Genomic DNA, 14,190 nt, shown 5'->3' on the forward strand with positions numbered 1-14,190 from the left:
CTCGAGAGTCGCCTCGAACCACTGGGCCTCGGGCTCGATCTGCAAACCGCGCAGCAGCGGCCCCAGGTCCGACTGCTCGCAGAGCATGTTCAGCGCATCGCGCAACGGCAACGCAACGCCCATGGGCTCCACCGCCCTGCGCTGCAACGCCATTAACGGCGTGCTGCCGCAGGCCACGGAGAGCATATCGTTGCACTCCAGCGGCAGAGCCTCGGGCAGTACGATGTCGGCAAGCATGCTCGATTCGTTGAGGAACGGAGTAACGGCCGCGATCATCCCTACCCGCTGCTGGTCTGCCAACGCCCGCCCCAGCTGTGCGCCCTGGGGTAGGTCGTAGACCGGATTGGCGCAGTGCAGCAGCAGCGCGCCTCCGCCATCGAGCAGCTCGGAGTAGGCTTGCAACGGATCGCTGGGCTGCGCTGTCTCGCCCTGGCCAAAGGTCTCGGGGAAGGTCAGCCCGCCCTCGGCGTCGATTGCGCCGACCAAGGCGGCCAGCGCCCAGGCGGCGGCTGCTGCTTGGTCGCCATCGGGCCGCGCGGCAACCGAGTCGGCCACCAGCACGCTCAGCGGCAGGTTGTCGGCAATGCTGCGCGCAGTCGCGGCAACGCTGCCCGCGCTTAGTCCCAGGTCTTGCTCCGCCTGCTCGGCCGTGGGCCATTGCGCATGGCGCGCGGGGTCAACGTCGCAAAGCGAAACCAACGAGGCGTCGATGCGGCCCAGGCCCACCAGTTCCCTCGCCAAAGCGGCCAGCAGCAGCCTGTCGCCTCCGGGCCGCACTGGCAGCCAGATGTCGGCACGCCCGGCGGTATTGGACAATCGCGGGTCGATCACGATCAGCTTGGCCCCGCGCTCCACCCGGGCTTGGGCGATCTGCATCGCATCCTGGATGTAGCGCCGTCCGCCCTCGAACGGATTGGCCCCCACGCAAAGGATCGAGCGCGCTCGCACTAGGTCGGCCACGGGGGGCGCCAGGCCGAAAGCCTGCTGTGCGGCGAAGTCCAGTGCGCGACGCCGCGACGTGCCGAGGCTGACCAGCTTTGATCCGGGTAGCGCGCGTTGGAACGCGGCCAGGGGCGCGGGGATTCGGTCGTCCATCGCCTCGCTGTGCACCAACGTACCCTTGGACTGTGCCAGGGCGCTCCCCAACGTATTGACCGCCTCGGCCCAGCTGATCGGCTCGAACTTGCCCGAGCCGCGCGGGCCCACGCGCTTCAGCGGCGACGTAATGCGATCCGGCAGATAGTGCAGGTTGATCGCGGCCAGGCCCACGGCGCAGATCCGGCCTTGGCCCAGGGCGCTCTGAGGATTGCCCATCAGCGTAATCAAACGCTCGTTGCGCGTGTAGGCGCTGATTCCGCAGGCCGCGGGGCACATGCGGCAGGTGGTGGACGTGGGCAGGTCGGCTTTATGGGTGGTGCGCGATACGTGCAGGGTCGGGCCCACGCCTTGCGCCGGAAGCGCGCGCAGCCCGGTCGCGGCTGCCGAGGCGGCCATCCCGAGCTTTAGAAATCTGCGCCTATCGAGCATTTTCACATCAAAGGCAGCGCTTGGCCGCCGAAAACCGTGACGTAGCGCATGAAGAAAATCCCGATCACCACCAGCAGTCCGGCGATGGTCAGTCCGGGCACGGTGCGCAGCCGCGGATGAAAAACGATAATCAGCGGCACGACCTTGCCCAGCAGGTTCTCAACCCCCACGAACAGCGGCGAGAGGTTGCCGCCGAGGATCAGCCAAGCGGTCTCCTGCGCGCCGTGATGGCTGATCGAGAGCACCGCGATGTCGCAAAACACCATCACCAAATCGACCACGAGCGCCCAGCCCAGAATTTTCGCTAATCCGTCGACCAGGTCGCGCGGCACTTTTTTCTCGGCGCTGAAAAAGCGGAACTGCACCACGGCAATCACGATCATCAGCGCAATGCCGCTGACGATCGCCGAGACCAGAAACAGTATCGGCATCAGCGCGGTGTTCCACAGCGCGCGCGCTTTGCCAAATGCCAGGATGAATCCGGTGTAGCCGTGAACCGAGATCGCCAACGGAATGCCGACCAGCCCCAAGATCTTGGTCATCCGCATGTCGCCGCGGAACATGAACAGGCCGTAGACAATGCAGTTCAGCGGATAGAGCACCAGCAGGAACCCGCCGTACGACATCGGCGAGTGCAGATTGATGTAGGTGAAGTGGTTCCAGATCGAGCGCACCGGCCAGCCGACCTGCAGCAACAGCGCCACGGGCGCGGCCATTAAAAGCAGCGTGGCCGTGACCACCGCGGTCTTGCCTATCGGCTTGTAGCGCTTCATGCCGAAGCCGTAGCTCAGGGTGCTGATGATGAACGAGCCCGCGGACAGGCCGGTGAGGTAGAAGTAGATCGAGATCAGCCAGCGGAAGGTCACCTGGTGCGGCACGTCGTAGAGCAGTCTCACCATCGCCGCACCTTGCGCTTGACCGACATCGTCGCCTCGTCGAAGTCGATGTAATAGACCCGCGGCTGCGTGCCCATCTCGGGCATCAGCACCTGGGTCGGGTTGGACGCGATCAAGCGGCTGATCTCCGATTGCGGGTCGTTCAGATCGCCGAACACGCGCGCGCCGACCGGGCAGGCCTCGACGCAGGCCGGAAGCAGGCCCACGTCCACACGGTGCATGCACCAATGACACTTCTCGACAATGCGCTTGATCGGGTGGATGTAGCGCACCTCGTAGGGACAGGCCGCCATGCAGTAGCGGCAGCCTACGCAACGATGCGGGTCGTAGGTCACGATGCCGTCGGGGCGTTTCTTGTTGGCCTGCACCGGACAGACCGTGACGCAGATCGGCTCCTCGCAGTTGTTGCACAGCAGCGGTAAAAATGCTTTGCGCGTGGCCGGGAAGCTCCCCTTCTCGACCTGCTTGACCCACGAGCGGAACACGCCCAACGGCACGTCGTTCTCGCTCTTGCAGGCCACGGCGCAACTGTTACAGCCGATGCAGCGCCGCAGATCGACCAGGAACCCGTAACGCACGCCTTCGCCCTGCCCGCTATGCACCGGGGACCTGCCTGGCGCGCGCTGTTTCGCGGCGCGCCTCGTCGCGTCGACGCTGACGATCTTGCAGCACCGAGGCCGCGGCCACGCTCGGGCCGGAGTTGCCTACCGGGCACTTGGCCGCGCACTTGCCACAGCCCACGCAGTACTTGGCCAGCTCGGCCACGTGCTGGTAATTGCCGGTGCGCGCCTCGAGCACCATGACCATCGGGAACGGATCGCTGCCGACCATCTTAATCGGGCAAACCCCGACGCAGGCCTGGCAGTTGTAGCAGGTCAGGCTCTGGCCGGTGCCCGGCACCAATGCCGGCTGCAGCACGAAATCGAACAGCAGCAACACGATGAACAGAATCGCCAGCGCGTTGAACGTGATCCGTCCGGCGCGGTTTTCCGAGACAAAGAACGCCGCGCGGCTGATGGGCGACAGTTTCGGACGATCCTCGCGGCCCGCGAGCAGCGCGTCTTCCAACGCGTGCTGGAACGCGGCCGTGTCGCGCTGGTTGCGAAACACGAAACCGGCCATGCCGCTTAAATCGGTGCTGGTCATGCCCCGCACCTGCGCCAGCAGATCGTCGAAAGCGTAGGCCGTCTCTTGGTTGCGCGTCAGGGTCACATCGGCGATCGCGCCGCGCTCCACGCGCAGCTCGAGTTGCAGCGGTCCGTTGAGCGCTGCCGCCTCGCCGAAATACTCGCCGTCAGGCACGGTCGTCAGATTGACCGGCGTGTTCTGTTCGTAGAATTGCGCCATGCTTCGCGCGTCGCCGCGGGCGTTGATCTGCACCAGCAGCGCCACGCCAAGCACGCCCAGCAGCGGCCAGACCAGGGCCATGCCGCCGCGTTTGCGGTCGCGAAGACCCACGGCCGCAATCATCACGGCCAACGCCAGCAGGATGTAGAGCCGTCCGGGCACGAACGCCAGGGCCAACAGCGCGGCGAACGCGGTCAAGCGATAGGGCCGCGAGATCAGTCGGCGCAGGCGCTCGTGGTTCATCCGCTTTCCTGCTCGAGCCATTGGGCCACGCGGTCGATAAACTGCCGTCCGACCAGCCCGTCATCATAAGCGTGCTGGATTGCCTGACGCCGGATCGCGCCGCGCTGCATCGCCGCGATGGTGCGCTGCTGCATGGTCGAGTAGATCCGCGGCAAATCGAGGTTTACCACGCAGAAACTGCGGCAGTTACCGCAGCGCACGCACTTGAGTCCACCGGCCCTGAGAAAGCGCTCATAGTCGGCCACGCGCGCGGAGACCGTCAGCTCGGCCTGCAGGCCGATTCCCACCGGGCAGCGATCCTGGGTGCCGTAGCAGGCGCGGCACTCGTAACAGTAGAGGGTCTGGGGCACGCCGCCGATTAACGGCTTTAACGCGTCCACAGCCAGGGCCGTGCCGATGGCGAGCATTGCCGCACGATTGAGATTTTTGGTCAGCGGGCGGTCGGAGATATCGGAAAAGAACTGGTAGCGGTGGATCCCGGGCATCACCAGCGGCTGCTGCAGCCGGTCGCGCTTGTGCTCGGGTTTGTCCTTCTTCTGCGACGCCATCTGTTTCTACCTATGCGGTAACATCGCGGCCATCGCCAATCCGGCGATGATCCCGCCCACCACGCCCTGGGCCAATTCCTTGGGCGATTTCATATCAAGCGCGTAGGCCGTGATCAGCCCACTGACCGCGCCTCCGACTGTGAATGCGATCCAAAGGCTCACGACTTGGCCTCCCGCGGCGCGGGCGTCAGTCGGGAGGGCACCATCAGCGAGATCACCAGCGCTGCCAGCGCTCCGCCCACCGCGCCCTGCATAATCTCAAGTCCGGCCAAACCATAGAGGCTGAACGAAAGCACGGCCCCGGCGAACGCGCCCAGCGCGAGAAATCCGACGCGCTGCCAACGTTGTCCCGAGGCGATCGAGATCGACGCCTTGCGGCCGATGAACAGCGTGCCCACGATCGTGGCCACTACCACCACTGCCGCGTAGAGCGCCAGTTGCAGCATGTCCGACGCGCTGGGGTAAAACATCTCGGATTGCGAGCGGAACAGGCCGAGGTTGGCAAAGCGCATGTACAGCGCAGCCAGCGGCGCCATCACGGCCATCGAGGTGAAAACGTAGGCGCCCTTGATGTAGCCGCTCTCCGCGCGCATCTGCCCCTCGCCCATCATCCCGCCGCCGCCCAGGGGGCTGGGTCCGCAGGAGGTGGTGGCGTTGATAATGTAGGCCGCCATGGCGATGGCAAGCTGATCCCAGGTGATGAAGTTGAACCCGGCCGGACCGAACTGGTAGAGCACCGGGACCAGCGCAGCGGTTAATATCCGCGAGCACGACAGCGGCAGGATCGTCTGGATCTGCACGAAGATCGCCAGCATCCCGGCCACGCCCAGCAAAGGGAATTTCGAGAGGGCCGAGAGCACCACTCCCAGTGCGTCGAATCCGCCGGTGGCGGCCAGCGCTCCGGCAGCGAGAAATCCGGCGATCATCGCGGCCACGGGCAGCAAAATGATCCCGGCCATCAGGTCGCGGATTCCGGCGCGGGAGATGATTACGATCAGCACGGCCGCGCCGGCGAGCACGGTCTGTACCGGCAGTTTGCCGAACAGCTCGAACACCGAGGCGAGCAAGGCAAAGACAAAGATCACCAGGCTGGCGTAGCCGACCAGCGTGGCCTTGGGCGGCTCGACCTTGCGTCCGGCCATCTCCGTGTCGGCGATGCGATCACGCAGAGTCACGTCGTCGGGGTAGAGCCGCTGGGTGATGAACTTGAGAAACAGCGCGGTCACCGCCGTGCCGAGCATCAGCGCAAAGGCCTGGGGCGCGCGCAACATTCCTGCGGCCGCCGCGTCGAAATGCGCGCCGAGAAATCCCTCGCCGATCTGCCCCACCCCACCGATGGGGCTGGGACCGCACGAGCCGAAGGCGTTGCGCGAGAACGCGCCGATCAGCACGATCATCTGCGTGCGCGTCAGCACGTTCATCCCACCCTCGGCGGAAAAGGCGAACAGCAGCGGCAGCAGCGCCGCGGCGATAATCCGGCCGCAGGGCAGACTGGCGATCATCGGCACCTGGATCAGGATCACCAACGTGCCGGCCAGGCCGATGATCGGCACCCGCTGCAGCGCCATGATCAAGACCTTGAACGCCTCGAACCCACCCGAGATCTGCAATGCTCCGGCCATGAAGAGTCCGGCGAGCAGCGCGGTGATCGGGTGGAGGATAATCCAGCCCATGGCCTCGTTGGGCATGGCGAGCACCGCGGGCAGACCGTCGAAAACCGCGCGATGCGCAGCGCCGAGCGCCAGGATCACCAGCGTGGTGATCACCAGCACGGTCTGCACCGGCATGTTGATCTTGCGCAGCAGGGTCAGCACCATCACGCCGACGAACAGCAGCAGTGTCAGTGCGCCCAGCCAGGTCATCGTTGCTTCCGTTGCGTGGCGCGCGCGCTGACGTGCCAACCGCGCGACGAGCGGATCACCCGCACACGGTCGCCGGGCATCAGACAACCGGCGCAGGTCTCGCAATCCAAAGCGTCGGCCTCGATCTCCTGCGGCTGCTCTCCGGCTTCCGCGTCGAGGCGCAGACGCACACGGCAGCCGATGATGGCATATGCCGGGTCGTCGCCGTTCACCGCGCCGAGCACTGTGGCTTCGCTGCCGGCGCGCATCCGGTACAGCTCAGCGGCCAGCCACAGCGCCAACAACGCAACGGAGGTGATCCAGACCACGGTCTGCATCAGATCCCCTCGACCAGCACGATCGTCGGTCCCGCCGCGTCGAGCACAGCCAGCCGTCCGTCCGCATGGCGGCTCAGGGCGATGGGACGCCGCAGCTCGATTTCGATCGCGGGCAGCGGCCCGCCGTGACGGAACGCGGTCAGCCGCGCGTTGCCCGTGTCGGCCACGATCAGCAGACCGTCGGGTCCGGCCAGCATGTCTTGCGGCATGTTCAGCTCGCCCGCGCCCGAGCCCTGGTTGCCAAAGGTAAAGCCGAAGCGTCCCTCGGAATCTAGCTCGAGCACCCGTCCGTGTTTGGAGTCCAGCACCAGCAGGCCGCTATCGCGCGCGGCCACTGCCGTGGGCAAACGCAGGCCGTAGTCCAGGCCCTGCGGGCCCGAGGGCTGCGGGTCCTCGCCCAACACGCCCAGGGCTGCGATCACCTCGCCCGACGATTGGTCGAACAACTGCACGTTGTGGCCGCGGGTGTTGGCCACGATCAGCCGTCCGGCGTCCAGGGCCAGTCCCTCGGGGTTGAACAGCTTGCCCGGCGTGCCGCCCAACGAGCCGTACTGGCCCACAAAGCGGCCGTCGGTGTTGTGAACGGTTACGCGGCCGTTGTTGGTATCGACGATCCACAGCCGTCCGGCCTGATCAATGCGCAGTGCGCCGGGCCAGTTGAACCGGCCCTGTCCGCTGCCCGGTCCGCCGAAGGCTGTCAGCGGCGCGCCGCGCGGATCGAGCCGCACCACGCGGTAACGTCCGGCCTCGCAAAGCCAGTACGTGCCGTCGGTTGCGCAGGCCAGCCCCCGCGGGTGGCGCAGGTCGAGCTCGATGCGCTCCACCACGCCGGTCCGGACCAGGGAGGTCGCGGGCAACGGCGACAGCGCGGCAATCGCCACGCCCGAGCCTATGGCTTTGACGAAACTGCGACGCCCCCGATCAGGCGGATCGGGGGCGCTAGAGCGTTTTTTCTTCAGCAAATCCGCTCTACCCCGGCTGTCTTAAGGATTACCGACGACTCTAGTTCCAAAATATCATCGATAATCCTAGTCGCTGTCCCCGAACCTGTCAAAATCGAAAAAACTTGTTCGGATTCGCTTCCGGACGCCCGCCGGAGATGGCCTCGAATCGCGCGCTCAGCCGCCCAATCCCCGGCCCATCAGCGAGGTCAGCATCGAAATGCCGAACAACGCTCCGCAGCCGCAGAGCACAATCAACGGCAGCAGCACTCCGGCCACGGCCCGTCCGTAGCTCGTGCCGTGCATTTCCTTGATGCCGATCACGGTCAGCACCAAGATCCAGATCCCGGCCAGCGTCCCGACCACGGGGATCGCCTGGAACAGCTGCACGCCGCTGGCGTAGCAGTAGGCGCGCAGGGTCGCCTTGAACCCGTTGCCCGCTGCGCCAAGGACCAGCAGTCCCACGTGGAACAGCGCCGCACCCAGCAGCAGCGCCAGAAAGAGGATCCCCGGCGAACAGAACATGGCTATGGACAGATAGTTGCTGTTGGCAAAGAACTGCTCCGAGCCCTGGGGTATCGGCGTCACCCCGTACTTAATCAACCCCAAACCGGCCAGCATGCCCAGGACGCCCCAGATCACGCCGAAGGCCAGCGCCTTGCCCAACGAGCCCGCGGGCTCGAGGTAGCGAAAGAAGGTCACCGGGCTGAAAATCAGCGAGCCGAACGAACGCATCAACCAGGCAAAAAAACCCAGGCTCTCCGGGTCCTCGACCACCACCGATTCCGAGTCGTCGCCCACTGCGCCCGCCCGACCCAGGTCGACGTATTGGGCCATTACCGCCGCGCGCTGTCCGGGCCGCAACGAGTCCAGCGGCTCCATCTGCGGATAGCGGAACTCGCCTCCGCAGGAACGGCAACGGTAGACCTCGGGCTCGTCAACGCCGACCTGCGCGCTGCACAGCGGGCAGCTGACATTGCGGTGCTGATGAAGCTGGAGTTCCTCCCGGGGATGGCTGAACGAGCTGTAATCGTCCATCTCCTGCATCCACTGCATTCCGTCCGCAGCATCGCCCGGACCAGGCTGCGGCGCATCGATCGGCCGATCGTCCTGCGCTTTCAACGGCCGGTCGATCGGGGACGGCTCAGCCGCGGCGCTGAACTCGCTCCAACACTTGGGACAGCGGTATTGCCCCTCGCCGCCGAAGGTCAGTCCGGCGTTGATCTGCTCGCCGCAATTGGGGCATTTTACTATCTCTTGGCCCATGCCCTACTCCCAGCTTGGAATCGTCGCTCTCGGCTCTTAGAAACTGGCGGCCATTATCCCGCCGACCAGCAGAGACGTTCCTACGCAGCAGAACACGAGGAGCAATCCAATCGGCGTGAGCACCGCGCCCACGGCCTTACCGTAGGTGGTCTGGTGCACCTGCTTCAGCCCGATAATGTACAGCACGCCCATCCAGATTACCGCGATGAACCCGCCGACGAACGGCACTACCTGTACGATGTTGAGTCCGCCTGCGTAACAGTAGACGCGCATCGTGGCCCAGAAGTCTTGGCTGCGGCCGCGGAAGATGATCATGAACAGGTGCAGCACCGCGCTGGTGATAAAGGCGTTCATCAGCACGCTCAACGGACCGATGATCGGCGTGCCGATCAGCATCACCAGAAAGTAGTTGCGCATGAAGTGCGGGTCTTGGAACATGCCGAACACGCCCATATCGGGCATTCCCGGAGGCGTGGCGCCGCCCATGCCCACCGAGCCCATCAGCATGTTCTGCGCGAACGCCCACAATACGCCGAAGAAGTAGCCGATCGTGCCCAGGATTACGACGTAGAGCAACGCGCTGCCCATCGGCCGATTCGGGTCGAGGCTGCGGAAGAATCCCACCGGGTCGACGATCGTCTGCTTCAGGGTCTGGAACATCCCGCTTACAAATCCCAGCTCGTCGCGACGCTCGAACGGCGTGGCCTGGGGAGCGCTGGGCGTGAACCGAATGTCGTAGGCCGACGATCTTGGCGGCTGGGGCTGCTGGGACTGCACCTCGCCGGTGTATTGAAATTCGTGGCCGCAGGCCGGACAGCGGTAGCGGCCCGGCGCGCCGACGTTGAGCTGGGCGGTACAGCTCGGGCACTTGACTATCTGCTCGCTCATCTGATCGACCTCTCCGGTATTCGAGAATAATCAGGATTTTTAAGTATAGAACAAATCAGCGCCTCTCAGAACACGCAGATCAGGCAACAGGTCAACATCGTGGGCAGCATCCAGGCCAGCAGCGCCTGGAAGAGGCTGATGTGCTGCACCTGCCTCAGCCCGATGATCTGCAGCGTCGAGATCCAGACGAAACCCAGCGGCGGTCCGACCAACGGCAGCATCATCGCTATCCCCACGCCCGCGGAGTAGCAGCAAACGCGCAACGTGGCGTTGAACCCGTGATTGCGCGGGTTGAACGCATTGACGAACACATGCATCAGCAGCGCGCTGAGCAGCAGCCAGACGACGATCCCCAACGGCACCAACAGCGGCGAGATCGCCAGATTGATCAGGTTCGAGCGGTAGATAAACTCCGGCGTCATGTACGGCGCCAGGGACTGTCCAAAGTCGCCCAGGCTGTCGAGCATGCCGGTAATTTGGTCGAGTTGCTCGCCCTTAATCGGCATCAACATGTACTGCAGAAAGGTGAACACGCGCGCCAGCAGTTTGCCCACGCCGGCGAGCACTATAGCGTAGACCAGTGCCGGGCCGTAACCCGGACGCGGATCGAGCGTAGCGAAAAAGCGCAGCGGATCTTTGATCGTGGCCCACAACGTGAGCAGCGCGCCGCGCACCAGTCCGTAGCGCTCGCGTTGCTCAAGGGGCGCGGGCTGGTACTCGAAACTCTGTGGAGTAATCGGCTCGGGCATCCGGGGCGGCAGATCGACAGTTGGGGTCGGTTGCCTGGTCTCGGGCTGGGCGGCCTGCGTTGCGTCTGGCTCGTAGCTCGCCGCGGGCGCGTCTGGATCGGGTCCGCGATAGACGTGCCCGCCGTGGGTCAGCACCTGCGGTTGTTCTTGGGCAGTCGCGGTCGGTTGCAACGGATGGCGGAACTCGTGGCTGCACGCCGGGCAGCGGTAGCGGCCGGGTCCGCCGACCTCGAGCAGCGCATTGCACTGTGGACAGTTAATGGTCTGATGATCCATCCGCACCCCTTACTTAACTAGTTTCCTCTGCCGCCGCATTGCGATCTCGCCCAGGGTCAGGCCGGGGCTGGACTCGACATAGGCCGGCACGTCCGAGTAACGGTCGAGTACAATGCCCAATCCGTAACGCGCCTGACCGGGGCTGTCCAGCAGATCCAGGGTCAGACGGGCGTGCTCGAGCCAGGCATGGCCCGCGCACTGCTCGCTACAGCGTGCGTCGCGCGCCAACCTCTCAAGGCGCATCATCACCTGCTGCGGCATATAGCCCAGCCGCGCCAAACCCGCAAGGCGCTCCACAGCCTCGACGTCGGCCGGGACCACGCGGTCTTGGGCGAAAATCGGCACGGCCCCGCTCTGAAGCGCCGTACGGACGTAGAGGTCCTGAGCCTGACCAAAGCGCGATCGATTGTTGTCGACCACCGCCCGCACGCTCAACGCCCGACCCTCAAGCAGCAGCGAGCGCGCCGCGTCCGCCGGGTTGTCGCAGGCCTGCTTAATGCGGCCAAGCACCATGTACAGCCGCGGCGGCTCCACGGCCCGCTGCTCGAGCAGACGCTCGAGGCGGTCGAGCAACGCCTGGGAGGCGGGCAGCACCCGGCCGTCGGCCAGGCGCGGCTCGCGACCGTGTTTCTCCAGGACGTCGAGCAGTCCGTCCACGGCCTGAGCGCCTTTGCCCTTGCGCATCAAGATCGGCGCGCGCACCAACGCGCGCTCGACCTGAACCGGCCCGTACCACGGACTCGGCGCGTAGGGCGATCCGACCACGCCGTCGGCCAGACGTAGCGCTGGGTCGTCAAGCACCTGCAGCGCAGCGTTGTCGTCCTGGATCAGACGCGCCCACTGGAGCTGTGCGGCGTGCTTGAGATCGATCGGCCCGCCGCCCTCCCAGAAGTTATCGAGCTTGGTGCCGTTGGGATAGAACTGCATGATCTGGAGGCAGGCCCGCCTGGCCGCCAAAAGGTTGCCGCGTCCAGCCTCGATCCGCGCCACGGCGAACAGCGCGGCCTTGCCCTCCTCGGACAGCGGGTAGGCGCCGAAGGTCACGTTGTACTCGTTCAGCAGGTGGTCCCACGGCGGCGGCTGGATGGCCCAAAGCCTTTCGAGGCGCTGATTGATCAGGAACATCCCGTAATTGACCTCGGCCGGAGAAGGCCGGCGCAACGCAGCGGCCGTAGCGCTGAGCAACGGCGCGCCGAGCACGGCCAGCCCGAGCACGATTGCGATCGTCGTGCGTCTGAATCTCAAACCGACCTCAGGCTAGCCTGCATTATTCATGATGGTTTGTAACGAGGCGTGCAAAATGCCTCAAAAATTAAAAAGCCAGATCAGGGCAGCCGTCGTCGTCGTTGTAGCCGTTAACGGTCTCGGGAATCGTCGGGCACAGGTCAATGGCGTCGGGGATGCCGTCGAGGTCGAGGTCCTTAACGCCGGCCGGTCCCGGACCGTCGAGGTAATAGCTCACGCGGTCAAGATTGCGTTGGATCAGCACCAGGTGATCGCGCGCCGCCTCGTAATCGCGCTCGTCGGCCTCCTCGCGCGCCGCCTCAAGGTGCACGATCGCGCGCGCCATCTCTTGCGGCGAGCGTTCGATTGCCCCGCGTTGCCTCAGGCCCTCGATGGCTTGCTGATACGAATCGACCTGCGAGTCGACATCGGCCTTGACCGCGCAGCCCAGGCAGAACAGGCAGGCCAGCAGCGCCAACGCCGTTGCCGCGCGGCTCATTGCTGTTCCTCGCCGCGGTTGAGGGTCTGCACCTGTTGGGCGATCGACAGCGCCTTGCTGCTGCTGTCCATGCTCAGCTTGGCAAAATGCAGGGCCGCGGAGAAGTCCGACTCGTCGAGCTGCTGCTGCGCCTCGAACAGGTACTCCTGGGCCAGAGTGAACTCGAAGGGCGCCAGGTAATCGGCATGGGCCTCGCCGGCCTGAACCACCATTTTGCCCGCCTGGGTCACGTTCTTGCCCGCAGTGCAGCCCGAGACCAGCAGCACGGCGACCAGGGTGCACAGTGTAAAAATCTTTGCATAGCGCATCTGTGAATACCCTTTTTAGTAGATCGTAAAAGTATAGCACGAACGCATCACTGGTTTCACCGTCGGTTTTATCCAACGGCCAAGGCTGGTATTTTAAAATCCGCCGAAATTCAGTCAAGGAGCAGACCATGGAGTTCGAGGACGTTTTATTCGAACGCACCGAGCATACGGCGAAGATCAGCATCAACCGGCCCGAGGTCTACAACGCCTTTCGCACCCAAACCATCGAGGAGCTGCACAGCGCCCTGGCCCAGGCTGCGGACGACAGCTCGATCGGCGTGATCGTGCTGCGCGGAGCGGCCGGCGGGCCGCGCCCGAGTTTCTGCTCGGGAGGCGATGTCAACGAGATGCTCGCCCTGGATCCGGCGAACGGCCGCGTTTTTCTCTACAAGCTGTTCAACCTCTTCCAGCGCATCCGCAACGCGCCCAAGCCGGTAATCGCGGCCGTGGACGGCTTCTGCCTCGGCGGCGGCAACGAGATCAACCTTGTCTGCGATTTGACCCTGGCCACCCGACGCTCGGTGTTCGGCCAGGTCGGCCCCAGCGTGGGCTCGATCCCGCTGCTCGCCGGAACCCAACTGCTGCCGCGGCTGGTGGGCGACAAGCGCGCCAAGGAGATCATCTTTCTCTGCCGCCGCTACAGCGCGAGCGAGGCGCTGGACCTGGGCTGGATCAACCACGTGGTTGACGACGAGGGACTGGACCAGGCTGTGGACCAATGGTGCGAACGAATTTTGCAGATGAGCCCGCAGTCGCTGCGGATTGCCAAGGCCTCGCTCAACTTCGAGAGCGATCAGCTGCTGCCCTCGTTCACCCACGGCATTGAGGCTCTGGCCCTGACCTACGGGTCGGAGGAACTGACCGAGGGGATGCAGGCGTTTTTAGAGAAACGCAAACCCGAGTTCAACAACTTCCGCAAATAAGACTAACGCAGTCCGCCGGTCGTAATACAACGACCAACGCCGCGCCCGGCACCGTTGAGTTGACCGAATGGCACGCGAGCGCCCGGCTTGGAGCCGGGGGCAAAACTCGCAAGCATTACCTGTTTATGGCTCAATAATGCTCTCCGCGTCGCGGCATGGGTCTACGCAAAATGACCAGGGAAATATGCGAGCCTTGCTACGGCTCCAAGCCGCCCACTGCTCGCGCGGGGGAGGAGAGACGGCGTGTTCCTCGGGCAACGAAGCGAATCGATTTCGATTAAAAGTTGGCCTCGAATTTATGCCGAGAGAAGAGGTGTTGATCGAGGTGGCAAGGTGAGTAGTTTATGAAAACCCTGAGGCAATGCGCCGCTCGCCC

Annotated in this window: 16 protein-coding genes; 1 reads left to right on the top strand and 15 read right to left on the bottom strand. The window is 64.6% G+C overall.

Annotated elements, in window-relative coordinates; translation table 11 throughout:
* The 15 genes from P9M14_11100 to P9M14_11170 form a co-directional block, all read right to left on the bottom strand.
* The coding region (locus P9M14_11100) for a molybdopterin-dependent oxidoreductase (protein ID MDP8256287.1) at positions 1-1,527 on the bottom strand (1,527 nt) is incomplete at its 3' end.
* Between the two features lie 2 nt (positions 1,528-1,529).
* A complete protein-coding gene (gene nrfD, locus P9M14_11105) occupies positions 1,530-2,423 on the bottom strand; it encodes an NrfD/PsrC family molybdoenzyme membrane anchor subunit (protein MDP8256288.1) in 894 nt (297 codons plus the stop codon).
* A complete protein-coding gene (locus P9M14_11110; GenBank protein MDP8256289.1) occupies positions 2,420-3,025 on the bottom strand; it encodes a 4Fe-4S dicluster domain-containing protein in 606 nt (201 codons plus the stop codon). Before P9M14_11110 ends, nrfD begins: the two co-directional genes overlap by 4 nt.
* Complete coding sequence (locus P9M14_11115; GenBank protein ID MDP8256290.1) at positions 3,018-4,013, bottom strand: 4Fe-4S dicluster domain-containing protein; 996 nt, start codon at positions 4,011-4,013, stop codon at positions 3,018-3,020. Before P9M14_11115 ends, P9M14_11110 begins: the two co-directional genes overlap by 8 nt.
* Positions 4,010-4,561, bottom strand: coding sequence for a hypothetical protein (locus P9M14_11120; GenBank protein MDP8256291.1), 552 nt, complete (start codon positions 4,559-4,561; stop codon positions 4,010-4,012). The genes P9M14_11115 and P9M14_11120 overlap by 4 nt, the downstream gene beginning before the upstream one ends.
* Before the next feature lie 6 nt (positions 4,562-4,567).
* Complete coding sequence (locus P9M14_11125; GenBank protein ID MDP8256292.1) at positions 4,568-4,723, bottom strand: hypothetical protein; 156 nt, start codon at positions 4,721-4,723, stop codon at positions 4,568-4,570.
* Positions 4,720-6,423 carry a hypothetical protein gene (locus tag P9M14_11130; protein MDP8256293.1) on the bottom strand — a complete coding sequence of 568 codons (1,704 nt, stop codon included), beginning with the start codon at positions 6,421-6,423 and terminating at the stop codon, positions 4,720-4,722. The genes P9M14_11125 and P9M14_11130 overlap by 4 nt, the downstream gene beginning before the upstream one ends.
* A complete protein-coding gene (locus P9M14_11135) occupies positions 6,420-6,740 on the bottom strand; it encodes a hypothetical protein (protein ID MDP8256294.1) in 321 nt (106 codons plus the stop codon). Before P9M14_11135 ends, P9M14_11130 begins: the two co-directional genes overlap by 4 nt.
* Positions 6,740-7,702 carry an NHL repeat-containing protein gene (locus P9M14_11140; GenBank protein MDP8256295.1) on the bottom strand — a complete coding sequence of 321 codons (963 nt, stop codon included), beginning with the start codon at positions 7,700-7,702 and terminating at the stop codon, positions 6,740-6,742. The genes P9M14_11135 and P9M14_11140 overlap by 1 nt, the downstream gene beginning before the upstream one ends.
* Before the next feature lie 156 nt (positions 7,703-7,858).
* Positions 7,859-8,947: a YIP1 family protein gene (locus P9M14_11145; GenBank protein MDP8256296.1), complete on the bottom strand. Its 1,089-nt coding sequence runs from the start codon at positions 8,945-8,947 to the stop codon at positions 7,859-7,861.
* A 36-nt stretch (positions 8,948-8,983) separates the two neighbouring features.
* Complete coding sequence (locus P9M14_11150; protein MDP8256297.1) at positions 8,984-9,835, bottom strand: YIP1 family protein; 852 nt, start codon at positions 9,833-9,835, stop codon at positions 8,984-8,986.
* Positions 9,836-9,900: 65 nt separating this feature from the next.
* A complete protein-coding gene (locus P9M14_11155; GenBank protein MDP8256298.1) occupies positions 9,901-10,860 on the bottom strand; it encodes a YIP1 family protein in 960 nt (319 codons plus the stop codon).
* Positions 10,861-10,869: 9 nt separating this feature from the next.
* On the bottom strand, positions 10,870-12,105 hold the full coding sequence (locus tag P9M14_11160; protein ID MDP8256299.1) for a hypothetical protein: 1,236 nt from the start codon (positions 12,103-12,105) through the stop codon (positions 10,870-10,872).
* Positions 12,106-12,172: 67 nt separating this feature from the next.
* Entirely contained in the window at positions 12,173-12,583 is a 411-nt protein-coding gene (locus P9M14_11165; GenBank protein MDP8256300.1) for a hypothetical protein, read from the bottom strand.
* On the bottom strand, positions 12,580-12,891 hold the full coding sequence (locus P9M14_11170; GenBank protein ID MDP8256301.1) for a DUF4398 domain-containing protein: 312 nt from the start codon (positions 12,889-12,891) through the stop codon (positions 12,580-12,582). The genes P9M14_11165 and P9M14_11170 overlap by 4 nt, the downstream gene beginning before the upstream one ends.
* 128 nt (positions 12,892-13,019) lie before the next feature.
* Between P9M14_11170 and P9M14_11175 the strand changes: the two genes are divergently transcribed.
* Positions 13,020-13,814 (top strand): enoyl-CoA hydratase-related protein, encoded by a 795-nt coding sequence (locus P9M14_11175; GenBank protein ID MDP8256302.1) that lies wholly within the window; start codon positions 13,020-13,022, stop codon positions 13,812-13,814.
* Positions 13,815-14,190 lie beyond the last annotated feature (376 nt).

It is taken from the genome of Candidatus Alcyoniella australis (genome assembly GCA_030765605.1).
In the GTDB taxonomy this organism is placed as follows: domain Bacteria; phylum Lernaellota; class Lernaellaia; order JAVCCG01; family Alcyoniellaceae; genus Alcyoniella; species Alcyoniella australis.